General features: G+C 55.1%; 24 protein-coding genes, 1 tRNA gene and 2 pseudogenes. 22 read left to right on the top strand and 5 right to left on the bottom strand.

What is annotated here, in order from left to right:
* Positions 1–17 precede the first annotated feature (17 nt).
* The 5 genes from cutA to FNY10_RS16175 all read left to right on the top strand — a co-directional run bounded on the left by cutA (position 18) and on the right by FNY10_RS16175 (position 5200).
* Positions 18–341, top strand: a complete 324-nt coding sequence (gene cutA / locus FNY10_RS16195; protein WP_100685763.1) for a divalent cation tolerance protein CutA — start codon at positions 18–20, stop codon at positions 339–341.
* Positions 317–2131: a protein-disulfide reductase DsbD gene (locus FNY10_RS16190; RefSeq protein WP_160702518.1), complete on the top strand. Its 1815-nt coding sequence runs from the start codon at positions 317–319 to the stop codon at positions 2129–2131. Before cutA ends, FNY10_RS16190 begins: the two co-directional genes overlap by 25 nt.
* A gap of 35 nt (positions 2132–2166) precedes the next feature.
* Entirely contained in the window at positions 2167–2742 is a 576-nt protein-coding gene (locus FNY10_RS16185) for a transcriptional regulator (protein WP_100685799.1), read from the top strand.
* Positions 2743–2921: 179 nt separating this feature from the next.
* Positions 2922–5009, top strand: coding sequence for a DUF1176 domain-containing protein (locus FNY10_RS16180; protein ID WP_160702520.1), 2088 nt, complete (start codon positions 2922–2924; stop codon positions 5007–5009).
* Positions 5010–5124: 115 nt separating this feature from the next.
* Positions 5125–5200, top strand: a tRNA-Phe gene (locus FNY10_RS16175).
* A 739-nt stretch (positions 5201–5939) separates the two neighbouring features.
* Here FNY10_RS16175 and FNY10_RS16170 read toward each other — a convergent pair.
* Positions 5940–8162 (bottom strand): glycosyltransferase, encoded by a 2223-nt coding sequence (locus tag FNY10_RS16170; protein ID WP_160702521.1) that lies wholly within the window; start codon positions 8160–8162, stop codon positions 5940–5942.
* A 98-nt stretch (positions 8163–8260) separates the two neighbouring features.
* Here FNY10_RS16170 and FNY10_RS16165 point away from each other — a divergent pair, with 98 nt between their 5' ends.
* Positions 8261–9070: a polysaccharide pyruvyl transferase family protein gene (locus FNY10_RS16165; RefSeq protein WP_131049906.1), complete on the top strand. Its 810-nt coding sequence runs from the start codon at positions 8261–8263 to the stop codon at positions 9068–9070.
* A gap of 34 nt (positions 9071–9104) precedes the next feature.
* Here the strand turns inward: FNY10_RS16165 and FNY10_RS27035 are convergent, their stop codons facing one another.
* Both FNY10_RS27035 and FNY10_RS16155 read right to left on the bottom strand, forming a co-directional pair.
* Positions 9105–9740, bottom strand: a complete 636-nt coding sequence (locus FNY10_RS27035) for a hypothetical protein (protein WP_227699444.1) — start codon at positions 9738–9740, stop codon at positions 9105–9107.
* A gap of 119 nt (positions 9741–9859) precedes the next feature.
* Positions 9860–10209: pseudogene (locus tag FNY10_RS16155) on the bottom strand (NAD(P)H-dependent oxidoreductase); the annotation flags it as partial.
* On the opposite strand from FNY10_RS16155, the pseudogene FNY10_RS27030 reads away from it, so the two are divergent.
* Positions 10192–10353 (top strand): annotated as a pseudogene (locus tag FNY10_RS27030) (TetR/AcrR family transcriptional regulator); the annotation flags it as partial. The pseudogenes FNY10_RS16155 and FNY10_RS27030 overlap by 18 nt on opposite strands.
* A 39-nt stretch (positions 10354–10392) precedes the next feature.
* On the opposite strand, the gene FNY10_RS16145 reads toward FNY10_RS27030, so the two are convergent.
* Positions 10393–11181, bottom strand: coding sequence for a DsbA family protein (locus tag FNY10_RS16145; RefSeq protein WP_131049905.1), 789 nt, complete (start codon positions 11179–11181; stop codon positions 10393–10395).
* A 233-nt stretch (positions 11182–11414) separates the two neighbouring features.
* On the opposite strand from FNY10_RS16145, the gene FNY10_RS16140 reads away from it, so the two are divergent.
* From FNY10_RS16140 to cbpM, 3 genes are all read left to right on the top strand, one after another.
* Positions 11415–12098 (top strand): TerC family protein, encoded by a 684-nt coding sequence (locus FNY10_RS16140; protein WP_100686284.1) that lies wholly within the window; start codon positions 11415–11417, stop codon positions 12096–12098.
* A gap of 133 nt (positions 12099–12231) precedes the next feature.
* Positions 12232–13149, top strand: coding sequence for a curved DNA-binding protein (gene cbpA, locus FNY10_RS16135; protein WP_131049903.1), 918 nt, complete (start codon positions 12232–12234; stop codon positions 13147–13149).
* Complete coding sequence (cbpM, locus tag FNY10_RS16130) at positions 13149–13454, top strand: chaperone modulator CbpM (RefSeq protein ID WP_131049902.1); 306 nt, start codon at positions 13149–13151, stop codon at positions 13452–13454. The genes cbpA and cbpM overlap by 1 nt, the downstream gene beginning before the upstream one ends.
* Positions 13455–13699: 245 nt before the next feature.
* Here cbpM and proP read toward each other — a convergent pair whose 3' ends face one another.
* Entirely contained in the window at positions 13700–15202 is a 1503-nt protein-coding gene (gene proP, locus FNY10_RS16125) for a glycine betaine/L-proline transporter ProP (RefSeq protein ID WP_131049901.1), read from the bottom strand.
* Positions 15203–15744: 542 nt separating this feature from the next.
* Between proP and FNY10_RS16120 the strand changes: the two genes are divergently transcribed.
* The 12 genes from FNY10_RS16120 to phnO all read left to right on the top strand — a co-directional run bounded on the left by FNY10_RS16120 (position 15745) and on the right by phnO (position 24886).
* Positions 15745–16080, top strand: coding sequence for a zinc ribbon domain-containing protein YjdM (locus FNY10_RS16120; protein WP_100686279.1), 336 nt, complete (start codon positions 15745–15747; stop codon positions 16078–16080).
* Between the two features lie 195 nt (positions 16081–16275).
* Entirely contained in the window at positions 16276–16710 is a 435-nt protein-coding gene (gene yjdN, locus FNY10_RS16115; RefSeq protein WP_160702522.1) for a VOC family metalloprotein YjdN, read from the top strand.
* Between the two features lie 161 nt (positions 16711–16871).
* Positions 16872–17597 (top strand): phosphonate metabolism transcriptional regulator PhnF, encoded by a 726-nt coding sequence (gene phnF / locus FNY10_RS16110; protein ID WP_131049899.1) that lies wholly within the window; start codon positions 16872–16874, stop codon positions 17595–17597.
* Entirely contained in the window at positions 17598–18050 is a 453-nt protein-coding gene (gene phnG / locus FNY10_RS16105) for a phosphonate C-P lyase system protein PhnG (RefSeq protein ID WP_100686276.1), read from the top strand.
* Positions 18047–18631 carry a phosphonate C-P lyase system protein PhnH gene (phnH, locus tag FNY10_RS16100; protein ID WP_100686275.1) on the top strand — a complete coding sequence of 195 codons (585 nt, stop codon included), beginning with the start codon at positions 18047–18049 and terminating at the stop codon, positions 18629–18631. Before phnG ends, phnH begins: the two co-directional genes overlap by 4 nt.
* Positions 18631–19695, top strand: coding sequence for a carbon-phosphorus lyase complex subunit PhnI (locus FNY10_RS16095; protein WP_100686274.1), 1065 nt, complete (start codon positions 18631–18633; stop codon positions 19693–19695). Before phnH ends, FNY10_RS16095 begins: the two co-directional genes overlap by 1 nt.
* Positions 19688–20536: an alpha-D-ribose 1-methylphosphonate 5-phosphate C-P-lyase PhnJ gene (locus FNY10_RS16090; RefSeq protein WP_100686273.1), complete on the top strand. Its 849-nt coding sequence runs from the start codon at positions 19688–19690 to the stop codon at positions 20534–20536. Before FNY10_RS16095 ends, FNY10_RS16090 begins: the two co-directional genes overlap by 8 nt.
* Positions 20533–21291, top strand: coding sequence for a phosphonate C-P lyase system protein PhnK (phnK, locus tag FNY10_RS16085; RefSeq protein ID WP_100686272.1), 759 nt, complete (start codon positions 20533–20535; stop codon positions 21289–21291). The genes FNY10_RS16090 and phnK overlap by 4 nt, the downstream gene beginning before the upstream one ends.
* Positions 21292–22082: 791 nt before the next feature.
* The gene (phnL, locus tag FNY10_RS16080) at positions 22083–22763 is read left to right on the top strand and encodes a phosphonate C-P lyase system protein PhnL (RefSeq protein WP_100686569.1); all 681 of its coding nucleotides are present in this window, start codon (positions 22083–22085) and stop codon (positions 22761–22763) included.
* Positions 22760–23896: an alpha-D-ribose 1-methylphosphonate 5-triphosphate diphosphatase gene (phnM, locus tag FNY10_RS16075; RefSeq protein WP_160702523.1), complete on the top strand. Its 1137-nt coding sequence runs from the start codon at positions 22760–22762 to the stop codon at positions 23894–23896. Before phnL ends, phnM begins: the two co-directional genes overlap by 4 nt.
* The gene (gene phnN / locus FNY10_RS16070) at positions 23896–24465 is read left to right on the top strand and encodes a ribose 1,5-bisphosphokinase (RefSeq protein ID WP_141965548.1); all 570 of its coding nucleotides are present in this window, start codon (positions 23896–23898) and stop codon (positions 24463–24465) included. Before phnM ends, phnN begins: the two co-directional genes overlap by 1 nt.
* A complete protein-coding gene (gene phnO, locus FNY10_RS16065; protein WP_160702524.1) occupies positions 24452–24886 on the top strand; it encodes an aminoalkylphosphonate N-acetyltransferase in 435 nt (144 codons plus the stop codon). The genes phnN and phnO overlap by 14 nt, the downstream gene beginning before the upstream one ends.
* Positions 24887–24892 lie beyond the last annotated feature (6 nt).

Below are 24892 nucleotides of genomic sequence, written 5' to 3'. Positions count from 1 at the left end.
CTGATACGAGGTTCACGATGACTACGCCTGATGCTGTTGTTGTTCTCTGTACCGCGCCGGATGAAGCCACCGCCCAGGATCTGGCGGCCAAAGTGCTGGCCGAAAAGCTCGCCGCCTGTGCCACCCTCCTGCCTGGAGCGACCTCTCTCTACTACTGGGAAGGCAAGCTGGAGCAGGAGTATGAAGTGCAAATGCTGCTGAAAACCGACCAGGCTCACCAGCAGGCGTTACTGGATTGCCTGAAGTCCCATCACCCGTATCAAACCCCCGAATTACTGGTTTTACCCGTCACTCACGGAGACACTGATTACCTCTCATGGCTCAACGCATCATTACGCTGATTTTGCTGCTGTGCAGCACATCCGCTTTCGCCGGCTTATTTGACGCCCCCGGACGCTCTGACTTTGTTCCCGCAGAGCAGGCTTTTGCCTTTGATTTCCAGCAGAGCCAGCGGGACGTCAACCTGACCTGGCAAATCAAAGAGGGTTACTATCTTTATCGCCAGCAGATCAAACTGACGCCGGCGAATGCCACGCTCGCCGCAATGGAGCTGCCGCCCGGTACGTGGCATGAGGATGAGTTTTACGGCAAAAGTGAGATTTACCGCCAGCGGCTGACCGTCCCGGTCACACTGAGCCAGGCGGAAAAAGGCGCCACGCTCACCGTGACCTGGCAGGGCTGCGCCGACGCGGGTTTCTGTTATCCGCCGGAGACGAAAGTGGTGCCGCTTCGCACGGTGCTGGCCGTATCCGGCAGCGAATCGGTCCCCGCCCATCCGGCGTTCCCCTCGTCCGGACAACCCAAATTTAATCCGCCGCTGCCGGTTGAAAAGCGTCCTGAGCTGGCAACAAAAAGCGAGCCGCCAGCCCCGCAGTCTCCTCGGCAAGAGAAGCGCGGCGCAGGCGATAATGCGCCTGCCAGCCTGCCCTTCTCCGCGCTATGGGCACTGCTGATTGGTATTGGTATCGCCTTTACCCCGTGCGTGCTGCCGATGTATCCGCTGATCTCGGGGATTGTCCTCGGCGGCAAGCAGCGGCTCTCAACCGGGCGCGCGCTGCTGCTGGCATTTATCTACGTGCAGGGGATGGCGCTTACCTATACCGCGCTGGGGCTGGTGGTCGCCGCCGCCGGTTTGCAGTTTCAGGCGGCGTTGCAGCATCCGTATGTACTGATTGGCCTGTCAGCAGTCTTTATCCTGCTGGCGCTGTCGATGTTTGGTCTGTTCACGCTGCAGCTGCCCTCATCGCTGCAAACCCGCCTGACGTTGATGAGCAACACGCGCCAGGGCGGTTCACCCGGCGGCGTTTTTGCGATGGGAGCCATTGCCGGGCTGATCTGTTCGCCTTGCACCACCGCGCCGCTGAGCGCCATCCTGCTGTATATTGCCCAGAGCGGCAATCTGTGGCTCGGCGGCGGCACGCTGTATTTGTATGCGCTGGGCATGGGGCTGCCGCTGATCCTGGTCACCGTATTTGGCAACCGCCTGCTGCCGAAGAGCGGCCCGTGGATGAGCCATGTGAAGACCGCGTTCGGTTTTGTGATCCTCGCGCTTCCGGTCTTTTTGCTGGAGCGTATCGTCGGCGAACTCTGGGGTTTGCGTCTGTGGTCGCTGCTGGGCGTCGCCTTCTTTGGCTGGGCTTTTATTACCGCACTCGGCGCCTCCCGTGCCTGGCTGCGCATCGTGCAAATCATTCTGTTCGCCGCGGCGCTGGTCAGCGCGCGTCCGCTACAGGACTGGGCTTTTGGCGAGCCGGTCGCCCGGCAGCAGTCACCGCTGGCTTTTACGCGGATAAGTAACGTCGCGGAGCTCGATCAGGCACTGGCGCAGGCCAGGGGGAAACCGGTGATGCTCGACCTGTACGCCGACTGGTGCGTCGCCTGCAAAGAGTTCGAAAAATACACCTTTAGCACCACCGAAGTACAACAGGCCCTGAAAGGGACCGTTCTGCTGCAGACAGATGTGACGAACAACAGCGCCGAAGATGTGGCCCTGCTGAAACACCTGAAGGTGCTCGGCTTGCCGACCATTCTGTTCTTTAATACACAGGGCGAAGAACAGCCTGCGCAGCGCGTGACCGGGTTTATGGATGCGGCGACATTCAGCGCCCATTTGCACGATTGGCAACCGTGAACGACACTTTAGGAGGAAAAATGGAGGAGAAGACCGTGCAACGTGAAGATGTCCTGGGTGAAGCCATACGCATTCTCGAAATTGAAGGTATTGCCAACACCACGCTGGAAATGGTCGCCGAACGCGTCTCTTACCCGCTCGCTGACCTCAAACGCTTCTGGCCCGATCGTGAAGCGTTGCTGTACGATGCGCTACGTTACCTCAGTCATCAGGTTGATGTCTGGCGCCGTCAGCTGCTGCTCGACGATACGCTCACGCCGGAGCAAAAGCTGCTGGCGCGCTACGGCGCATTAACCCAATGCGTGAGCAACCATCGCTATCCCGGCTGCCTGTTTATTGCCGCCTGCACCTTTTATCCGGATCCCCGGCACCCTGTTCATCAGCTGGCGGAGCAACAAAAGCAGGCTTCTCTGGCCTACACCCACGAGTTACTGACGCAGCTGGAAATTGACGACCCGGCGATGGTGGCGAAACAGATGGAGCTTATCATTGAAGGCTGCCTGAGCCGTCTGCTGATAAAACGCAGTCAGACCGATGTCGATACCGCCCAACGTCTGGCGGAAGATATTCTGCGCTTTGCCCAATGTCGCGCGGGTGGCGCATTAACCTGATTGCGCATTGACCGGCGATACGCCGCATACATCTCCCCGGAAGAGGACGCGTCAGAGTAGCCGCGTCCCGAATAATCGGGCCGTAGGTCGTCGAAAGCCGCACGGATTGTCAACAGAGATGCAACTTGAAGTGCGAAGGGTATAATTCCCCCTACACCGATATGTCTACAGGGATTTATATGCGTCCTCTCCTATGGGCTGCCATCATGGGGCTATGCTCTGCATCGCTCCAGGCCGCGCCTGTTCAAGGTTTTTCTTTCGCGCATAAAGACTGGGAGGTCGCCTGCGATAACACCGGCACCTGTCGGGCCGCAGGTTATGGCGTCAACACGGGAGAAATCAGCGTCCTGTTGACCCGTAACGCGGGCGCCGGGCAGCGCGTAAGCGCTCAGATGACCTTCGCCCAGACCGATCATGATATTCCCCAGGACGCCACGGTTACCCTGCTGATCGACGATCAGGATCGCGGTACGCTTGAGGCCAAAGACGACAGCCATTTCCGCTTCGATAGCAGTCAAACGGCCGCCCTGATTCAGGCGCTGGAGCATGACAGTAACATCGAGATCGCCCTTAACGGCCAGCGTAAACCGCTCTCCAGCGCGGGCAGCAGCGCGGTGTTTCTGAAGATTGATGAGTTCCAGCAGCGTCTGGGCACCGCAGATGCGCTGGTGCGAAAAGGCAATGCCGACGATGACAACACGCTCAGCGCCGTTGCGGCGCCGGAAATTATCGCCGCCCCGACGATCCGCAACGCCCAGAGCGAACCGCTGACGGCAAAGCAGCGGCAGAAGCTGCTACCGGAGCTGATCCCGTTGCTGAACAGCCATTGTGATGACTGGCAAAATAAAGATATTCCGTCTCAGGAGCGGCAGATAACCACAACCCCTCTCGATAAAACCCATTCGCTCATCGAAGCCCTGTGCTGGCGTGCCGCCTATAACGACGGGTACGCCATGTGGGTAGTGGAGAATACTCCGCTCGCCAAACCACAGCTCATTACCACCGATGCATCCAGCTATGCCGATGGCACGATCACCTTTTTCAATAAGGGGCGTGGCATCGCCGACTGCGTCAACGGCGAGGAGCGGGTCTGGGACGGCAAAACCTTCGTGCAGAGTCTGAAATACACGACCGGTATGTGTCGTGAAATCACGCCTGGCGGCACCTGGATGCTGCCCACGTTCGTCAGTCAGGTGCGGCCAAAACAGCAGAAGGATGCCGATAATCTGGCGCTCAAGGCGCTGTATAACGCCGTGCTGAAAGAGCAAAAGAGCAACCCGGAACTGGCGTTGAAAAAGGTTGCCGAACAGTTCCCGCTCACCGGGCATGTCACGAACTTTACGCTGACCTACGCGGATGACACTCTGGTATCGACCAACAAACCCGCGGTCGATATCAGCGACGATGAGTGGCAGGCTTTTCTTCATTCCGATATCAGCGCTGACTCAGAAAACGGTAAGGTCAGCTTCACGCTGGTCGATCTTGATAATGACGGTAAGCGCGATTTAATCATCGACAGCTATATCGGCGGGACCGGGCTCTTTAGCTACACCGGCGTGCTGAGACGGGGAGAGAACACCTTTGATACCGTCGATCACAGCGATACCGATGACGACGATGATTTTGACGCTGGCGTCCCCGGAGCGCTGTTTTCGCTCAACGGGCGCGGCGCCAATCAGTGGAACCAGTGGGTCAGAATCAACGGCCAGGTGTATGCGCTGTGGTACAACGGCCAGTTCGGCGAAGATAACCTGTATCTGCTGCGCCCCTTCAGCCCGACGGACAGGAGTCCTGCCGTAACGATTCGCTATCGCTACAAGCTGGAGACGCTAAGTTCACCGGAACAAGGTCAGCCGCTGACACCGGCGCTCAGCGCACAGGATCGCGACGATTTACTCAAATCGCTGGAACTGATGCAAAGCAACCTGCTGAAAGATAAAAAAGGTCACGCGGAAGAGGGGCCCATCTGCCCTATCCCACCCGGTACGTCATCAGATGAAGCAGATAACTACTACAGCGGCGTCACCTCTTACTACGTCTATGAAACGGTGGCCTATATCCCCGTCTGGCTCGCTGGCAAATGCTTTATTGGCACCGTCATCAGCCATCATGGCGCCTACCGCCACGGCGTCGATGCGGAGATTATGATAAGCTCGCCGCGGGAAGACGAAGACCTCATCGGCGGCTACTCCATATCCGGATTGCGCCACGTAATTTCTGCCGTCAGCGGCTGGAGAACCCGCGAGGGCGACAACGGGATGATGTGATGAACCAGCAAAACGCCCCTTTCGCGGCAAAATTGCCGCAAAGTTAAGCAATCAGCAGGGAAATCAAGAAATGTGGTTGACGCGCATGATGGATTACGGTTTAATGCGCCCCGTTGCCCGGATAGCTCAGTCGGTAGAGCAGGGGATTGAAAATCCCCGTGTCCTTGGTTCGATTCCGAGTCCGGGCACCACTATTTAAAGAAACCAGCCTACGGGCTGGTTTTTTGCTTTCTACAGTACGGACTCTCCATCGAACTTCGTTCGATTATTCGCGGCAAGCCGCTCACCCCTTTGGGGCCAGCGCGACAAGCGCGCTGTTCAACGCCTGCGGCGTTAGTCCGAGTCCGGGCACCACTATTTAAAGAAACCAGCCTACGGGCTGGTTTTTTGCTTTCTACAGTACGGACTCTCCATCGAACTTCGTTCGATTATTCGCGGCAAGCCGCTCACCCCTTCGGGGCCAGCGCGCGATACAGAACTCTTCCACAGACTTTTCCCACTTTTTGCACGGCGTACAAAGTTGCGCTATCTCGCCATTGCCGGCAATCAGCACGTTACCATCTCAGACTACCTCCCTTCACACTGCCCGTAGCGTCAGAGCGCCCTCTTATCGCCAGTTCCCGCTTAGAAATCCGCGACTGCGGCATATGATAAGCGACACCTGATAGAGTTCGTCACCGTAGCGATAGCTTTCATTTTAGAGTTTAAAACTTACTCTCTGAGGTCCCACTCTCACTGATGACGGGTAGCACAGTCTGAAAGCAGCGTTTCAACGCCAGAATAAATATTCTGCTTGTTGGCAATCCAACATAAATGACGGGATAAAAAACATTCTGATATCAGGAGGTGAATCTATTGCTCCTGAATAATTAAAATTCGCTGAAAGTTAACATTATTTTCGCGGAGCCCTTTCAGGCCCCGCGAATTATTTTATTTTAACATTGACTTCACTTTCCGGGCCACCCGGCGAACCAGACTGGTGCCTCGTCTTGCGCCCTGGACATGAATTGCTTCATACAGAGCATTAAAGCGGTCATGGGCCCAACCATCTCTCTGCTGAGAAATAAGACCATCAACCTTATTATTTAAAAGCTGTAACTCATTACTGACTGAATGACTGCCATTAATGCTGCGCAACCGACTCACTTCGCTCTCAAGCTCATGAATCTTTTCGAGGTAGGAAGGCATCAACCCCATTGCATAGTTATATTTAACATTCTCATCCATAAATGGACGGAAACTACGGTAGTTGTTTTTACTCTTATTTCCACTTAACAACATGCCGGAGTTTGCAACTCTATACCAAAATAGAGGCTCCGGGACGACTTGCAATTTATATCCCTGTAACGATACTTTGGCAAAAAACTCCCAGTCTTCATGACCTAAACCGTAATCCTCAGTAAATCCACCCACTTTTTCGAAAACTTCTTTTCTGATCAGCGCATTAGCATCGCCAAAGCAGTTACTAAAGCTGGCGATATTTAAATCAGGTCCTAACGGAAGCCAGCAGTGCGTCATTTTACGGAACGGAGAAGGGAACTCCTCACCAAAAATAAGATCGCTTGGTGTGGTTAACACATCGGCCCCGGAGTTTAATGCTGCCGTAACAAACGTTTCCACCTCAAAAGGCTTAGCGACATTATCATCATCCATAAACATCAGATATTCGCCGGAGGCGTGTCGCGCAGCCAAATTCCTTGCAGCGCCCAGATAGTTATTAGAACTACGGACGATTTTCCAGCCTCGTGAGTTAAAGTCATTCTCGATGAGATTCAAATAACGATGAGACTCTTCTGCCGTACTTCCATCATCGACCAGGATAACCTCAATATTTTGGTACGTCTGAGATTTTATTGAGGCGAGTGCTTGCTGGAGCAAATGGTGACGTTCGAAGTGAGTGATACACACGCTAACTAATGGGCTGTTAGCTTCATCGATTTTCTTGAATACGCAGTTGTTTTTTCGTTCAACTGCGGCAAACCAGGCTTCTTTAATATTTTCTTGTGATTCAACAAGCCCTGGTTTGATATTTATATTTTTTAACCGATAGTGAATTTTACCGTATAAATCGACAGGTGTAGGAGTAAACAGAACCTCCGCATGATGTTCCTGCGGAATAAGCTCTGGAATTCCGCCAACGTTTGAGGCGAGGAAATTAACGTTATTAATCAAGCATTCATAAACGGTATAGGGTGAGTTTTCTACAAGCGATGGGATGATGACTAATACATTTTTTCTTTTTATATATTCGTTGGCATTGGTACGATCATAATCGCTGATGATATTAACTGCGAGTCCCAAATTTTTAGTCTGATTCATAATATAGGTAAATGAATCAGTTTTCCCCATAGTGACATTTTTTCCGAGGAAGGTTACACCAGAGACGGTCTCTTTATCTTCGTCAGATAGTTTTCTTAATGCGCGGAGGAATATATCAAGCCCTTTACGGGTTTCAAGCCGGCCGAAAAATACAAGCTCAACGCCAGAAGCTGGTTTTTCATTTGTTTTAACTATAACATCGCTTCTTGTTTCAAACCCTTGAAATGGCTCACAATTTAAAATGACATGGCGTTCTTCAGGTACATTCCAGTGCTTACTCAACATCCAGTCAATTAAATACTGAGACGGACTAACAACTTCATCCGCCATCTCAACCACCATTTTCTCCATATAATAGAGTTCAAGATGATTCTGATCATATGGGAGTTGGTAATTACCTTCATCAGCCCATAACGTTGAGCTGTGAGTATTTACAATGAACTTCGTGTTTTCAAAATCAGTACCATTCTTTTTACTTAATAAAGTGTAATAAAGATCTGCCTGCCATTCACAAGAAATAACAGTGTCATAGATATTATTTTCTTTCAACCATAGCAAAATTGAATAGCTTTTCCTTCTAAAATAAGGCGCATCAATATTAATCTCTTTTACCAGCCCGGTGCTTAGCAGATTGATACCAAAGGTACTATAAATACGTGACCAGTCGCTAAATTTTGATACAGATGATTCCGAATAGTCACCACATGTATACAATACATCGACATCATACCCCTTTTTTGCCAAAGTAGTGGCAAGGGCAGTGAAAGCAGTACCAATGCCGCCGTTACGGACAGGCCCCTCAATGTCCGGCGTCATTATAAGAACTTTCTTCATTGTAATCTTTCCTTAGTAACCTAGACTTTTCTATAATAATGAGTGAGTTGAAGTAGTATAAGATAGCAATCGGTAGCTTCTGTTAAACAGGATAAAAAATGGCCAATGCAGAGTTAAAATTTGATTTATTTCTAAAATCCTATCATCCATCTCATCGATTTGTCTATAAGGCAAACCCTGGTAATGCTGGTGATGGCGTGATTGCATCTGCGACGTATGATTTTTTCGAACGAAATGCTCTTACCTATGTCCCTTACAGAGATGACGAGCACTACAACTCTGATACTGATATTTTAATTTTTGGCGGCGGAGGAAACTTGATAGAAGGATTGTATTCTGAAGGTCGTGACTTTATCCACAATAATATTAAAAAATTTCATAAAGTAATAATCATGCCGTCGACAATCAGAGGGTATAGCGATTTATTCACCAGCAACATTGATAAGCTAGTTGTTTTTTGCCGAGAAAATACCACTTTCGATTATATTAAATCTCTCAACTACGAAACAAACAAGAACGTATTCATTACTGATGATATGGCATTTTATCTCGATCTTAGTAAATACCTGTCACTTAAACCTGTCTATAAAAAACAGGCCAATTGCTTCAGAACGGACTCCGAATCGCTAACTGGAGACTATAAAGAAAACAACCATGATATTTCGCTCACCTGGAACGGCGACTATTGGGATAATGAATTTCTGGCGCGCAACTCTACCCGTTGCATGATAAATTTTCTTGAAGAGTATAAAATTGTCAACACCGACAGACTGCATGTGGCAATTTTAGCATCTCTGCTTGGTAAAGAAGTAAACTTCTATCCTAACTCATACTACAAAAATGAAGCTGTTTATAATTATTCACTTTTGAATCATTATCCAAAAACATGCTTTATTACGACAAGTTGAAAAAGGCAGCGTATAATAATACGCTGCCTGAAAATCACATAACTGCTACAGCATTATTAATTATTGCCTGCCAGCCTTCACGCGAGTACTCATTCGCACGACTATAGTCTGCAAATCTATCGATTACCGCAGTAAAAAAGTTATCAGTGACTTTAGTGATTTCACCGACCTTTGAACTATCCGCATCACTTTTCACGTACAGTATTTTACTGTTACCATGTTTCTTAAACTCCTTTGATAGTGCCAATGCAATATCATCAAGATTATTGCCATTACTTTTTACGACAAAAATTTTATTTTCATCAGCAAGGCTTTTTCTGAACTTGTCAGTTAAATATTTAATCTTATCCATTTCTTTTTTATAAATAAGATTATTTTCCTGCTCAGAATAACGCCAGGACCAGCAATCATTTATATTGTCACTATACATTTCAGTATGAAAACAAAGGTCATGTTTTTGGTCAAGCACCATATCCTGCCAGGAAGGTGTCAAGTTTTCATAAATATAAAAATCTGCAAAATCAGATTCTATTAACTTTAGAAGAGCATGATAGTTTTTTATTAATGTCCAGCGAAACAAGCTTCCTTCATCATAACCTGACTCTCTTAGAAAGAAAGCAAACTCACAATTATCGCCAAGACTTTCGAAACGCTGTAATTTATTCATCATTGTTTTCCAAAGGGGGAATTGAATGATTATACAATACGGCACGTCTCGCTAACACCAAAAATGTCGCCAGAAGCATTTCGTTTGAAACTGCGCATCGCAATTAGCTCGCGACATGCGCATCAGCCAGACATCGCCCTGCCAGGCTGGCGCCCGGCCTCCAGATGGGCTTCCGCAGTTTCCAGCTCAGGCGACAGCAGCAGGTTTGAACTGGCTACCGCAGCCCCGCAGTAATCAAAAATCCCGTGGACAATTTGCGCATTAAAAGCATCGCTAAACCATGCTTATCATACGTTTTCTGGCTCGCTGCGCCTAACGCAACCAGATTTACCCGCAGACGACCCAGCTTCTTCAGCACCTTGCCATCGGCGGTCTCCTCATAGACCCAACCGCTGGAAAACACCCGATCGCTCCAGCCTTTTAGCAGACCAGACATCGACCACCAGTAAACGGGAAAGACCAGAACCAGCGCCAGACGGCGCGAATGGATGAAATACTGCGCAACACTGAACCCAATGCGGAGAAGCTGGCTTCGGCGATCGCCAACGCCTGTATTGAGTGCGTGCTGATCCAGGGGCGCGAGATGCCAAGTGTCATGGCCGCGCTGCTGCCAACGCTAACAAGAAGCGCCCGCCGCCAGGCGGACGCTCGATTATCAGCCGCCGGCCTTCTTAATCGCCGCATCCAACGAGTCTTTATCCGCAAGCCCCGGGAAAACGGTAATCGTGGCTTCGGTGGCGCCGGTAGTCGGCATCACGATCACCCCCGGCGTTCCGCTTAAGCCAATCTCCTGCGCCAGCTGGTTGGTGCTCTCGAGGACCGCCTCAACATCCGGCGCTTTCCCGGCGTCGAAATTCACTTTCTTCGCCTGCTGCTGCACATCCGCAGCCGTCAGCTTCCCTTCGTTACGCCCGGTGGCATAAATCCCGTTATGGTAGGTCAGATAAGCTTCTGCACCCTTCTGCTGATAAATTTGCAGGCCGGTCTTCGCCGCCGTCAGCGAAGCCTCCCAGCGACTGCCGAAAATGGGCCACTCTTTAAACGCAAACCGGGTCTGCGGATTTTCTTTAATCACCTGCTCCATTACCGGCGCCAGGCGGCTACAGTAAATACACTGATAATCAAAGAATTCGATCACGGTCACCTTGCCATTCGCCGGTCCGTAGGTTGGGGTATTTTTATCCTGGGTCAGCGCAGCCTGGTTTTTAATCACGGCCTGAGTGGCCGCGCTCGCCTGCTGTTCTTGCTGAATCTGCTGAAGCTTCTGACTCGCCTGGAGCAGCACCTCAGGATGTGCGACTAAATAATCCGCGGCAATTTTGCCAATGCGGGCTTCCTGCTCCGGGGTAAAGGTTGCTGCGGGCGCCTGTGCGGCAATGGCCAAAACCGGAAGCAGCGAGACGCCCAGCAACGCGCCAGTCAATATTTTTTTCGTACCAGCCATGAGGATAATCCTTGCGATGAGTAAACGGCAGGTGGGTGTGACAAAACAAAGTACCATCCTTTTCCGGTGAATCATCCCGGCACGATGCATTGATTCGTAACTTTATTTTTCAAAATCACGCCTGGGCAACTCCCGCGCTCTTTTTCCGGGCGGTGGTCAATACGTCAGAACAGGGGTACGCTTGCTGCGGTTTTCCCTTGAGGGAACCTTTTTTTACATGGTATGAGTCAGGCATGAACGAGCTATTCAATCAGTGGGATGTTGTTGTTATTTTGCTACAAATCATCGCAATCGACCTGTTGCTGGGCGGCGATAATGCGGTGGTGATCGCCATGGCGTGCCGCAAGCTGCCGCCCCAGCAGCGTACAAAGGCGATTGTTATTGGCACCTTCGGCGCCATCCTGGCCCGCGTTCTGTTGCTGGCCATCGCCGTCTACCTGCTCTCTCTGCCGTGGCTGAAAATTGTCGGGGCGCTCCTGCTGCTATGGATCGGTATCAAGCTGGTTGCCCGTCAGGATGAAGATGAAGAGATTGGCAGCTCAGGCAGTCTGTGGCGGACTGCCGTCACCATCACGGTGGCCGATGTCATTATGTCGATGGATAACGTGCTGGCGGTCGCCGCCGCCGGCAAAGGCCACCTGCTGCTGGTCGCTCTGGGTGTCTTGATCAGCATCCCAATCATCGTGGTCGGCAGTAAACTGGTGCTGGCGATCCTTAACCGCTTCCCGGTCGTTATCCTGCTGGGAGGCGCCCTTATCGGCTGGATAGCTGGCGCGATGTGGGTGACGGACCCCACTATCGTTCGCCTGTTTCCGCAGGCACCCGATGCGCTACCGCTTATTGCTGGCGCTCTCGGCGCGGCGCTGGTGCTGCTGGAAGGACTTCGCCGCAGCGGCCGGGCGCGACCGGCCAGGTAAGCGCCCGCCGCCAGACGCCGTCAATCCCGACGGCGTCAAGTTTCCGCCAGATTCCTTCCCCACCCGCCCTCATTTGCCCTAAGCTTATGACTGAAAGTCGTGACCACCGTAGTAAGTCAAATGAGATAACGCCATGGAATTAAAGGATTATTATGCCATTCTAGGGGTTAAGCCAACAGACGATCTAAAAACAATTAAGACCGCCTACCGCCGCCTGGCTCGTAAATATCACCCCGATGTCAGCAAAGAAACCGATGCCGAAGCGCAATTTAAAGATCTCGCCGAAGCCTGGGAAGTTCTGAAAGATGAACAGCGCCGCGCCGAGTATGACCAGCTCTGGCAGCATCGCAACGACCCGCAGTTTAACCGTCAACAGCACGCCCACGAACAAAGCTACAGCCAGCAGGATTTTGACGACATCTTCTCGTCGATGTTTGGCCAGCAGGCGCACCAGTCCCGCCGCCAGCATGCCGCGCGCGGCCATGATTTAGAAATTGAAGTCGCGGTGTTCCTTGAAGAGACTCTGGCCGAGCAGATGCGCACCATCAGCTACAAACTGCCGGTCTATAACGTCTTCGGAATGGTCGAAAGCGAAACGCCGAAGACCCTGAATGTGAAAATCCCCGCTGGCGTCAGCGACGGGCAGCGCATCCGCCTCAAAGGTCAGGGAACGCCGGGAGAAAACGGCGGACCAAACGGCGACCTGTGGCTGGTTATCCACATTGCTCCGCACCCGCTGTTCGATATTGTGGGCCATAACCTGGAAATCGTTCTGCCGCTCGCACCGTGGGAAGCGGCGCTTGGCGCCAAAGTGACCATCCCGACGCTCAAAGAGAGCATTCTGCTGACCATCCCGCCGGGTAGCCAGGCGGGGCAGCGTTTACGTATTAAAGGGAAAGGGCTGGCTGGCAAAACGGCCACCGGCGATTTATATGCCGTGATTAAAATCGTCATGCCGCCCAAACCGAATGAGAAAGCCAGCGCGCTCTGGCAACAGCTGGCCGATGCAGAGGCTGGCTTCGAGCCGCGTCAAGCATGGGGGAAAGCATAATGGCGAAAATGGCAGTGACGTTTACGATGACCGAGTTTTGTCTGCATACCGGCGTTTCCGAAGAAGATCTGCGGGAAATCGTCGGCCTGGGCGTGATTGAGCCGCGCCAGCCGCTGACCGAGGTTTGGTTGTTCGATGACAGCGCGATGATGATAGTCCACCGCGCGATGCGCCTGCGTCGGGAGCTGGAGCTGGACTGGCCGGGTATCGCGGTGGCGTTAACGCTGCTGGATGAAAATGCGCGGCTGACCCGCGAAAACCGGCTGTTGCAGCAACAGCTGGCCCGCTTTCTGACGCATAGCTAAGCCTGTAGCAAAGTGCGCGCTTCTGTGCGGGCCGACAAAAGAGCGGCAATCTTTTGATGGCGTAAAATCTGTCGGCCGGGCAACCGTCCGACAGAAATCCGCCCCGGTCTCATACAGAACCGACTAACGATGCCCCCGGCAGCCAGCCGCCGTGGCGGGTAATCAAATCGTCCACCGGCGCATAAACGGGCATAAAAAATGCCGCCGGGGAAGCCCGCGGCGGCAGCGTTTAATGCAGGTACGGATTACTCGTTAATACGCGGGTGCTGCTGCACCAGACGAGAGCGTTTTTCCTGCAAATCGGCGATTTCCTGATCGATATCTTCGATTTTGTTTTCGATGTTATCGTAGTGCTCGCCAAGGATCTCTTTCGCTTCCTGAATATCCGATGCCGCAGGCGTCGCACCTTTCAGCGGACGATTCGCCGTCTCCTTCATCGACACGCCGGTGATCAGGCCGATGACCGCAATCACCATCAGGTAGTAAGCCGGCATCATCAGGTTCTGCGTACTTTCCACCAGCCAGGCCGCCAGGGTTGGCGTCAGACCGGCAATCAGCACCGAGATGTTGAAGGCGCTGGCCAGGGCACTAAAGCGAATATGGGTCGGGAACATCGCCGGCAGCGAGGACGCCATCACCCCGATGAAGCAGTTGAGCACCACCGCCAGCAGCAGCAGACCCGCGAAAATCAGGCCGATAATGTTGCTGTTAATCATGATAAAGGCCGGGATCGACAGGGTAAACAGCGCCACGCTACCGATCAGAATAAACGGACGACGGCCGAAGCGGTCGCTGAGCATCCCGATAATCGGCTGAACGAACAGCATACCGACCATGATCGCAATAATAATCAGCACCCCGTGATCTTCCGAGTAGTGCAGGTTATGCGACAGATAGCTCGGCATGTAGGTGAGCAACATGTAGTAGGTCACGTTGGTGGAAATCACCAGGCCGATACAGGTCAGCAGGCTGCGCCAGTGTTTCGTCGCAATCTCTTTAAAGGAGACTTTCGGCCCTTCCTGTAACCCTTCACGATCGCCCTGCTCCATAGTATCGACGTGCTGCTGGAACGCCGGAGTCTCTTCCAGCGCATGGCGAAGATAGAGACCAATCAGCCCTAACGGCAGCGCCAGGAAGAACGGTAAACGCCATCCCCAGTCGAGGAAGTTCTCTTCCCCCACCACGCTGGAAATCAGCACCACCACGCCGGCACCCATCACAAAGCCGGCGATCGAACCAAAGTCCAGCCAGCTGCCCATAAAGCCGCGCTTACGGTCTGGAGAGTATTCAGCGACGAAGATTGACGCGCCGGTATACTCGCCGCCCACCGAGAAGCCCTGCGCCATTTTACACAGCAGCAGCAGAATCGGCGCCCAGATACCAATCGAGGCGTAGGACGGAATCAGACCGATACAGAAGGTACTGATCGACATGATGACAATCGTCATGGCCAGTATCTTTTGCCGACCATACTTATCGCCCAGCATACCGAAGAACAGACCGCCCAGCGGACGGATCAGGAACGGAACGGAGAATGTCCCTAACGCGGCAATCATCTGCACGCTGGGATCGGCATCGGGGAAGAAGACTTTACCTAAGGCATACGCCACAAAACCATACACACCAAAATCGAACCACTCCATCGCATTACCCAGCGATGCTGCGGTGATAGCCTTTTTCAGCTTACCATCGTCAATGATGGTGACATCACGCAGAGTGATTGGCTTTATTTTTTTCCTTTTAAGCATATTTTTCCTCTAAAGCTTCGCCGTGAGCACACAAATCATCGCCACACGGCAAAGCCGTCGGCGTTGTGCGTTGGGAGCGGCGAATCGCTGTGCTCCTCTTCTCAAGCGTAGCAGGTTTGCCTGCACTGTCTGCTGACAGTCTGTACAACCGAACCTGTTGACGCCTGCTCTGGCAGTAGTCAGTTAATGGCGTTACGCATAACTCTGCTGAATTTACGCACTCCTCTTTTTTACCCTAACAGCGTTTAAATTCGGGATCAACTTCACAAAAAAAACGCCGCCATATAACAGAGCCAAATAATATTAATAAGTTCCATAATTATGACAACAGCGTGATTTATTTCCTCGGCCATGCCGACATGTCCCCCTACGAAATATCGTAGTGCACCTGTTGCGAAATATAATTTTTTTCTCCGCCCTATTATCATAAAAAAAGTCCCGACAAAAATGCGGGAATACGCTATAATCACGCACACTTTCGGCTATCAGCCAACGTTTAATGGACCAACGTCCTGTTTTTCCCTGTAATCATGAGGAACGTCATGCAACTCCCACACTGCCCGAAATGCCAGTCTGAGTACACCTATGAAGATAACGGCATGTTTATCTGCCCGGAATGCGCCCATGAATGGAACAATGCCGAGCCAACTGATGATAATGACGCCCTGGTGGTAAAAGATGCTAACGGCAATTTACTTGCCGATGGCGACAGCGTGACCGTCATTAAAGATCTGAAGGTAAAAGGCAGCTCTTCGATGCTGAAAATAGGTACCAAAGTGAAGAATATCCGACTGGTGGAAGGCGATCATAACATCGACTGTAAAATTGATGGTTTTGGTCCGATGAAGTTGAAATCCGAGTTCGTCAAAAAGAACTAATTCTATTTCCCCGTCACCGGGGATTTATTTCCCCGCGACTGAAACGGTCGCCGGGATAAATGAACGGATATATTTCCGCCGCACCGCCTGATTATTTCCCGCGTGCCGCCGCCTCCAGACCCGACTCTGCCGCCTGGTCTGGATGGCTCATCACCTTCTACACTTAATGGGTCTTCGTTACCTGAGGTAATGGTTATGCCCTTAAGTCCTTACATCACCTTTAGCGGCAACTGCGCGGCGGCGATAGCGTTCTACCAGCAAACGCTGGGCGCCGAGCTGATCCACCAAATCACCTACGGCGAAATGCCGCAGAGTGCGCAGGATGCCGAGGATGGCTGCCCTTCCGGCCAGCATTTATCCGCGGACTGTATCGCTCACGCCAGCCTGCGCGTCGCGGGCAGCGAACTCATGCTCGGCGACAGCCCGGGCGACAAAACCGATCGCTACGCCGGCTTTACCCTGGTACTCGATACCCAGGACCTGGCCGAGGGCAAGCGCTGGTTCGATAGTCTCGCCGACGGCGGGAGCGTCGAGATGGCCTGGCAGGAAACCTTCTGGGCCCACGGCTTTGGTAAAACTATCGACCGCTTTGGCGTCCCGTGGATGGTGAACGTCGTCAAACAAGCTTAAAGCTTCTCCCTTCGGGCGGGCTCTCCCGCCCTGTCACTCAGCTGGCACCAACTCTTCATCCTCCGGTCATTGCGTGTTAACCGGAATGTAACAAAAACGCGTCAGGATCGGGCCACTCTCAGAGGGAAATCCCTTCTTCTGCTTAGTGAGGCTCGACTGACATGCACTTATCCAGACATCCGACCAGTTATCCTACCCGGTATCAGGAAATCGCCGCCAGACTTGAGCAGGAACTCCGCCATCACTACCGCTGTGGCGACTACCTCCCGGCTGAACAACAGCTGGCCACACGCTTTGAAGTCAACCGCCATACCCTGCGTCGGGCTATCGATCAGCTGGTCGAACGCGGCTGGGTCCAGCGTCGTCAGGGGGTTGGCGTGCTGGTGCTGATGCGCCCAATCGACTATCCGCTCAATGCCCAGGCGCGCTTCAGCCAGAACCTGCTCGATCAGGGCAGCCACCCGACCAGCGAAAAGCTGCTGTCGGTACTGCGCCCGGCCAGCAGCCACGTCGCCGAAGCCTTTGGCATTAATGAAGGCGAGAACGTCATTCACCTCCGCACCCTGCGCCGCGTCAACGGCGTCGCGCTGTGTTTGATCGACCACTACTTCACCGACCTGCGCTTCTGGCCGGCGCTGCAAACCTTCACCCAGGGCTCACTGCACGATTTCCTGCGCCAACAGCTGGATGTCGAACTAACCCGCGCGCGCACCAAAATCAGCGCCCGTCGCGCCCAGGCGAAAGAGAGCAATATTCTCGGGATCCCCAACATGGCGCCGCTGCTGTGCGTGAGAACCCTGAACCACCGTACGGGTGAACCGCAGGCTACGGAGTACTCCGTCAGCCTGACCCGGGCGGACATGATTGAATTCACCATGGAGCACTGAATGCACTTTGATACCGCAACCCGCCAGCGCTGGATGTCCGTGCTGGCCCACAGTGAACCCGAGGAACTGCTGGCGCGGATGCAGACCCTGCAGCTGGCGCCGGAATATGAACTGATCCGCACCCCGGAAACCGGCCTGGTACAGCTCCAGGCACGGATGGGCGGGATTGGCGACCGTTTCTTCGCCGGAGACGCGACGCTGACCCGCGCCGCCATTCGCCTGCCTGACGGCACGATCGGCTACAGCTGGATACTGGGCCGCGATCGTCCGCATGCAGAACGCTGCGCCACCATCGACGCGCTGATGCAATCGCCCCACCATTTTCACACCTTAATGGAAACCCTGATTACCCCGCTGGAAGCACAACGAAGCGCGCGCATTGAAGCCCGACGCGCCGAAGTCAACGCCAGCCGGGTAGACTTCTTTACTCTGGTTCGCGGAGATAACGCATGACCTTACAAACCGCTTTTACCCTACCGGTGCAGGATGCCCAGCACAGTTTTCGTCGCCTGTTAAAAGCCATGAGCGAGCCGGGCGTCATTGTTGCGCTCCAGCAGCTCCAGCACGGCTGGCAGCCGTTGAATATCGCCTCCACCAGCCTCCTGCTGACGCTGGCGGACCACGAAACGCCGGTCTGGCTTTCCGCAGCGCTGCATAACGATCTCGTCGGCCAGAACTTACGTTTCCATACCGGCGCGCCGCTGGTGGAACTGCCGCAGCAGGCGGTATTCGCCGTCACCGACGGACGCATCAGCTCGGAGCAGCTTAACGTTCTTTCCGCCGGAACCATTGCCGCCCCGGAAACCGGCGTCACGCTGATTGTCCAGCTCGCCAGCCTCAGCGGCGGACGCATGCTGCGTCTGACCGGCGCCGGCATTGCCGAAGAGCGCATGATCGCCCCGCAGCTACCGGATTGCATCATTGATGAGCTGACCGAACGCCCGCACCCGTTCCCGCTGGGCATTGACCTGATCCTCACCTGCGGCGAGCGCCTGCTGGCTATCCCGCGCACTACTCACGTGGAGGTTTGCTAATGTACGTGGCCGTCAAAGGCGGAGAGAAGGCGATAACCGCCGCTCACGCCTTACAGGAACATAAGCGACGAGGCGACGGACGGCTTCCAGAACTGAGCATTGAACAGATTACCCAGCAGTTAAACCTTGCGGTCGATCGGGTCATGACCGAAGGCGGCATCGCCGACCGTGAACTGGCGGCGCTGGCGCTCAAACAGGCCAGCGGCGACAACGTCGAAGCCATTTTTTTACTGCGTGCGTATCGCACCACCCTGCAGCGGCTGGCGGTGAGCGAGCCTGTCGATACCGCCAGCATGCGCCTGGAACGCCGTATTTCGGCGGTCTATAAAGATATTCCCGGCGGCCAGATGCTCGGCCCGACCTACGATTACACCCACCGCCTGCTTGATTTCACCCTGCTGGCCAACGGCGAAACACCGCCGCTGCACACCGCCGAACGGCCGCCGGAAGCCACACCGCACGTTTTTAACCTGCTGGTGCAGCAGGGGCTGGCGAAAGCGGAACAGGAGTCCCACGCCCGGCCCGACGACATCACCCGCGCGCCGCCGGTCTATCCCTGCTCACGTTCGTCACGCCTGCAGCAGCTGGTGCGCGGCGATGAAGGCTATCTGCTGGCGCTGGCCTACTCCACCCAGCGCGGTTACGGTCGCAACCATCCTTTCGCCGGTGAAATTCGCAGCGGCTACGTCGCCATCGAGATCGTCCCCGAAGAGCTGGGTTTTGCGGTCAATATCGGCGAACTGCTGATGACCGAATGCGAGATGGTCAACGGTTTCGTGGCGCCGGAAAGCGAACCGCCGCACTTTACGCGCGGCTATGGCCTGGTCTTCGGCATGAGCGAGCGTAAGGCGATGGCGATGGCACTGGTCGACCGTGCGCTACAGGCGCCGGATTACGGCGAAGAGATAGCCGGGCCGGCGCAGGATGAAGAGTTTGTCCTCGCCCACGCCGATAACGTCGAGGCGGCCGGTTTCGTCTCGCATCTCAAACTGCCCCACTATGTCGATTTCCAGGCCGAACTGGCGCTGCTGAAACGCCTGCAACGGGAGAACGAACGTGGTTAACCCACTCACTGGCTACAACTTTGCTTATCTTGATGAGCAGACCAAGCGCATGATCCGCCGGGCCATTCTCAAAGCGGTGGCGATTCCCGGCTATCAGGTGCCGTTCGGCGGCCGCGAGATGCCGATGCCCTACGGCTGGGGAACCGGCGGTATTCAGCTGACCGCCAGTATCATCGGCGAGCATGACGTGCTGAAGGTGATCGACCAGGGCGCCGATGACACCACCAATGCGGTGTCGATACGGCAGTTTTTTAAGCGCGTCACCGGCGTCGCGACCACCGAGGCGACCTGCGATGCCACGCTGATCCAGACCCGTCACCGGATCCCGGAGACGCCGCTCAGCGAAGATCAGATCCTGATCTTCCAGGTACCGATCCCGGAGCCGCTGCGCTTTATTGAGCCGCGCGAGACCGAAACCCGTACCATGCATGCGCTGGAAGAGTACGGCGTGATGCAGGTGAAGCTGTATGAAGATATTGCCCGCTTCGGCCATATCGCCACCACCTATGCCTACCCGGTAAAAGTGAACGGCCGCTATGTGATGGACCCGTCACCCATCCCGAAATTCGATAACCCGAAAATGCACATGATGCCCGCGCTGCAGCTGTTCGGCGCCGGACGGGAAAAGCGCATTTACGCGGTGCCGCCGTTTACCCCGGTGGAGAGCCTCGATTTCGACGACCACCCGTTTACCGTCCAGGAGTGGGATGAACCCTGCGCCATTTGCGGGTCCCGCCACAGCTACCTTGATGAAGTGGTGCTGGATGACAGCGGCAAACGGATGTTTGTCTGCTCCGATACCGACTATTGCCGCCAACAGAGCGAGGCGCTGAACAAATGAGCCATCCGTTACTCGCGGTCAATCATCTGACCCATCTTTATGCGCCGGGCAAAGGCTTCAGCGACGTCTCTTTTGAACTGTGGCCCGGTGAAGTGCTGGGCATCGTGGGCGAGTCCGGTTCGGGGAAAACCACCCTGCTGAAAGCCCTCTCGGCGCGACTGACGCCGCAGGAAGGTGAAGTGCGGTATGAAAACCGCTCGCTGTATGCGATGAGTGAAGCGGACCGCCGCCGCCTGCTGCGCACCGAATGGGGCGTGGTGCATCAGCATCCGATGGATGGCCTGCGCCGTCAGGTATCGGCGGGCGGCAATATCGGTGAGCGTCTGATGGCCACCGGCGCACGCCACTACGGAAATATCCGCGCGACCGCCGAACAGTGGTTGAACGATGTCGAAATTCCACCGTCGCGTATTGACGATCTGCCCACCACCTTTTCCGGCGGCATGCAGCAGCGCTTGCAAATCGCCCGCAACCTTGTGACCCAGCCGAAGCTGGTGTTTATGGACGAGCCGACCGGCGGTCTGGATGTTTCGGTGCAGGCGCGTCTGCTCGACCTGCTGCGCGGTCTGGTGATGGAGCTGAATCTGGCCGTGGTGATAGTCACCCACGATCTCGGCGTGGCGCGCCTGCTGGCTCACCGTCTGCTGGTTATGAAACAAGGTCAGGTGGTGGAAAGCGGTTTAACCGACCGGGTGCTGGACGATCCTCATCATCCGTATACCCAGCTGCTGGTGTCGTCGGTATTGCAGAACTGAGGTTGCTGTCGCCGGGTGGCGCTGCGCTTACCCGGCCTACGAACACAGAGTCAGTATGCCAGGTAAAGCAACGCCGCCACCCGGCGCCCGGACCACAAGGCCAGATGAGTCGCGTTCGAACACAGCACCGTCGGCCGGGTAAGGCGAAGCCGCCACCCGGCGTCAGGGCCACGAGGCCAGATGAGTCGCGTTCGAACACAGCACCGTAGGCCGGGTAAGGCGAAGCCGCTACCCGGCGCCCAAACCACGAGGCCAGATGAGTCACGTTCGAACACAGCACCGTAGGCCGGGTAAGGCAACGCCGCCACCCGGCGCCCGGACCACGAAGCCAGATGAGTCACGTTCGAACACAGCACCGTAGGCCGGGTAAGGCGAAGCCGCCACCCGGCGTCAGGACCACGAAGCCAGATGAGTCGCGTTCGGACACAGCACTGTCGGCCGGGTAAGGCGAAGCCGCCACCCGGCGCCAGGGCAACAAGGCCAAATGAGTCACGTTCGAACACAGCACCGTCGGCCGGGTAAGGCGAAGCCGCCACCCGGTGCCAGGACCACGAAGCCAGATGAGTCACGTTCGGACACAGCACTGTCGGCCGGGTAAGGCGAAGCCGCCACCCGGCGCCCGGACCACGAAGCCAGATGAGTCACGTTCGAACACAGCACCTGTAGGCCGGGTAAGGCGAAGCCGCCACCCGGCGTCAGGACCACGAAGCCAGATGAGTCACGTTCGAACACAGCACCTGTAGGCCGGGTAAGGCGAAGCCGCCACCCGGCGCCCAAACCACGAGGCCATAATGATTCACGTTGAAAATGTCAGTAAGACCTTTGTACTCCACCAGCAAAACGGCGTGCGCCTGCCGGTGCTGCAGAATGCCTCTCTGGAGGTCAGCAATGGTGAGTGCGTGGTGCTGCACGGCCATTCCGGCAGCGGCAAATCCACCCTGCTGCGTTCGCTGTATGCCAACTACCTGCCGGACACCGGTCATATCCATATCCGCCACGGCGACGAATGGGTTGATCTGGTCAACGCCTCGCCGCGTAAAGTGCTGGAAGTCCGCAAGCGCACCATCGGCTGGGTCAGCCAGTTCCTGCGGGTGATCCCGAGGATTTCCGCCCTCGAAGTGGTGATGCAACCGCTGCTCGACCTCGGTATCCCGCGCGATACCTGCGCTTCGCGGGCTGCCCGTCTGCTGACGCGCCTTAACGTTCCGCAACGATTATGGCATCTGGCGCCATCCACCTTTTCCGGCGGGGAACAGCAGCGGGTCAATATCGCCCGCGGTTTCGCGGTGGACTACCCGATCTTATTGCTTGATGAACCAACCGCCTCGCTGGACGCCATAAACAGCGCCGCCGTAGTGGAACTGATTAATGAAGCCAAAGCGCGCGGCGCGGCTATCGTCGGCATTTTCCATGATGAAACGGTCCGCAATCAGGTCGCCGACCGACTGCACCCGATGGGAATAACAGCATGATTATCAACAATGTAAACCTGGTTCTCGAAGACGAAGTGGTACACGGTTCGCTGGAAGTACAGGAGGGCAGAATTTACGCCTTTGCCGAAAGTCAGAGCCAGCTGCCGCAGGCGCTCGACGGTGAAGGTGGCTGGCTGCTGCCCGGGCTGATTGAGCTGCATACCGATAATCTGGACAAATTCTTTACTCCGCGCCCGAAAGTCGACTGGCCCGCTCATTCGGCGATGAGCAGCCACGATGCGCTGATGGTCGCCAGCGGCATCACCACCGTACTGGATGCGGTCGCCATTGGCGACGTCCGCGACGGCGGCGATAGGCTGGAAAATCTGGAAAAGATGATCAACGCCGTCGAAGAGACACAAAAACGTGGGCTTAATCGTGCCGAACACCGCCTGCACCTGCGCTGCGAGCTGCCACACCACACCACGCTGCCGCTGTTTGAAAAACTGGTTGGCCGCGATCCGGTGAGCATGGTCTCCTTAATGGATCACTCCCCAGGCCAGCGCCAGTACGCCGATCGTCGCAAGTACCGCGATTACTATCAGGGAAAATACCACCTGACCAACGAAGAGATGGATCGCTTCGAAGAAGAGCAGATGGCGCTGGCAGCGACCTGGTCACAGCCGAATCGTCAAACCATTGCGGCAATATGCCGCGAGCGCAATATCGCGCTCGCCAGCCATGATGACGCAACGCCCGAGCATGTTGTCGAATCACATCAACTTGGCAGCGTGATCGCCGAATTTCCTACCACATTAGCCGCGGCAGAGGCTTCACGTCAGCACGGTATGAACGTGCTGATGGGTGCCCCCAATATCGTGCGCGGCGGTTCGCACTCCGGCAACGTCGCCGCCCACCAGCTGGCAGCCAGCAACCTGCTTGATATTTTGTCGTCAGACTACTATCCCGCCAGCCTGCTGGATGCGGCATTCCGCATTGCGGACGACGACAACAACGCCTTCACGCTGGCGCAGGCCATTTGTCTGGTCAGCAAAAATCCGGCCCAGGCGCTGGGGTTAGACGACCGCGGGAGGATTGCGGAAGGTAAACGTGCCGATATGGTGCTGGCGCACCGTCGCGGCGAACATGTCCATATTGACCACGTCTGGCGTCAAGGAAAGAGGGTCTTCTGATGAGCGGAAAATTGATTTGGCTGGTGGGTGCCTCCGGTTCCGGAAAAGACAGCCTGCTGGCGGCCTTACGCCAGCGCGAAAATACGCAATTGCTGGTGGCGCATCGCTATATCACGCGCCCGTTCAACGCCGGCAGCGAGAATCATATTGCCCTCAGCAAGCAGGAGTTTTTCAACCGCGCCGAGCGCCAGCTGTTTGCCCTGAGCTGGCATGCCAATAACAATTACTACGGAATTGGCATCGAAATTGACCTGTGGCTGCACGCCGGTTTTGACGTGGTGGCCAATGGTTCTCGCGCCCATCTGCCGCAGGCGCGAGCGCGCTATGCGGACGCGCTCCTGCCCATCTGCCTGCAGGTCACGCCGGAGGTGCTGCGCCAGCGCCTGGAGCAGCGCGGACGAGAGAGCGAAACGGAAATCGCCCTGCGCCTGGAACGCGCGGCGCGCTATACCCCCACCGACTGCCTGACCCTGAACAACAACGGTAGCCTCGGACAATCCGTCGAGCAGTTCTTCACGCTGCTGCGCCGCCACTCCGCCCGACAAGAGAATCAGCATGCCTGCCTGTGAACTCCGCGCTCCGACCCTGGACGACGTCGATGCCGTCTATGCGTTAATTTGCGAACTTAAGCAGAAAGCGTACGATCGCCGCCATTTCGCCGCCGGGTTTGCCATGAACCTGCAAAATCCCACCCTGCGCTATCAGCTGGCGCTGGTGGAAGGAGAGACGGTCGGACTGATTGGACTACAGTTGCAGTTCCCGCTTAATTTCAACGCCTGGATCGGGGAAGTGCAGGAACTGGTGGTGCTGCCGCAGAGGCGCGGCCTGCACATCGGCCAGGCGCTGCTGGCGTGGGCGGAGCAGGAAGCCCGCAAACAGGGCGCGCAAATGGTGGAGCTCTCCAGCGGGAAAAGCCGCCTCGACGCCCACCGTTTTTATCTCCGGGAAGGGTATACGCAAAGCCATCTGCGTTTTAAAAAAGCGCTGTGAGGAGGA

Source organism: Klebsiella sp. Lac1, from assembly GCF_009825425.1.
GTDB classification, from domain to species: domain Bacteria; phylum Pseudomonadota; class Gammaproteobacteria; order Enterobacterales; family Enterobacteriaceae; genus Klebsiella; species Klebsiella electrica.
The sequence above is the reverse complement of the archived record's forward strand: the minus strand, read 5'-3'. Positions and strand labels throughout refer to the sequence as shown.

Coding starts and splice junctions, on each gene's coding strand:
- phnF (WP_131049899.1), top strand. CDS start 16,872: ATGCACTTATCCAGACATCCGACCAGTTATCCTACCCGGTATCAGGAA.
- FNY10_RS16170 (WP_160702521.1), bottom strand. CDS start 8,162: ATGAAGAAAGTTCTTATAATGACGCCGGACATTGAGGGGCCTGTCCGT.
- FNY10_RS16120 (WP_100686279.1), top strand. CDS start 15,745: ATGCAACTCCCACACTGCCCGAAATGCCAGTCTGAGTACACCTATGAA.
- phnN (WP_141965548.1), top strand. CDS start 23,896: ATGAGCGGAAAATTGATTTGGCTGGTGGGTGCCTCCGGTTCCGGAAAA.
- proP (WP_131049901.1), bottom strand. CDS start 15,202: ATGCTTAAAAGGAAAAAAATAAAGCCAATCACTCTGCGTGATGTCACC.
- FNY10_RS16190 (WP_160702518.1), top strand. CDS start 317: ATGGCTCAACGCATCATTACGCTGATTTTGCTGCTGTGCAGCACATCC.
- FNY10_RS27035 (WP_227699444.1), bottom strand. CDS start 9,740: ATGATGAATAAATTACAGCGTTTCGAAAGTCTTGGCGATAATTGTGAG.
- FNY10_RS16095 (WP_100686274.1), top strand. CDS start 18,631: ATGTACGTGGCCGTCAAAGGCGGAGAGAAGGCGATAACCGCCGCTCAC.
- FNY10_RS16140 (WP_100686284.1), top strand. CDS start 11,415: ATGAACGAGCTATTCAATCAGTGGGATGTTGTTGTTATTTTGCTACAA.
- FNY10_RS16165 (WP_131049906.1), top strand. CDS start 8,261: ATGGCCAATGCAGAGTTAAAATTTGATTTATTTCTAAAATCCTATCAT.
- FNY10_RS16180 (WP_160702520.1), top strand. CDS start 2,922: ATGCGTCCTCTCCTATGGGCTGCCATCATGGGGCTATGCTCTGCATCG.
- phnL (WP_100686569.1), top strand. CDS start 22,083: ATGATTCACGTTGAAAATGTCAGTAAGACCTTTGTACTCCACCAGCAA.
- phnH (WP_100686275.1), top strand. CDS start 18,047: ATGACCTTACAAACCGCTTTTACCCTACCGGTGCAGGATGCCCAGCAC.
- FNY10_RS16145 (WP_131049905.1), bottom strand. CDS start 11,181: ATGGCTGGTACGAAAAAAATATTGACTGGCGCGTTGCTGGGCGTCTCG.
- cutA (WP_100685763.1), top strand. CDS start 18: ATGACTACGCCTGATGCTGTTGTTGTTCTCTGTACCGCGCCGGATGAA.
- phnG (WP_100686276.1), top strand. CDS start 17,598: ATGCACTTTGATACCGCAACCCGCCAGCGCTGGATGTCCGTGCTGGCC.
- phnK (WP_100686272.1), top strand. CDS start 20,533: ATGAGCCATCCGTTACTCGCGGTCAATCATCTGACCCATCTTTATGCG.
- cbpM (WP_131049902.1), top strand. CDS start 13,149: ATGGCGAAAATGGCAGTGACGTTTACGATGACCGAGTTTTGTCTGCAT.
- phnM (WP_160702523.1), top strand. CDS start 22,760: ATGATTATCAACAATGTAAACCTGGTTCTCGAAGACGAAGTGGTACAC.
- yjdN (WP_160702522.1), top strand. CDS start 16,276: ATGCCCTTAAGTCCTTACATCACCTTTAGCGGCAACTGCGCGGCGGCG.
- cbpA (WP_131049903.1), top strand. CDS start 12,232: ATGGAATTAAAGGATTATTATGCCATTCTAGGGGTTAAGCCAACAGAC.
- phnO (WP_160702524.1), top strand. CDS start 24,452: ATGCCTGCCTGTGAACTCCGCGCTCCGACCCTGGACGACGTCGATGCC.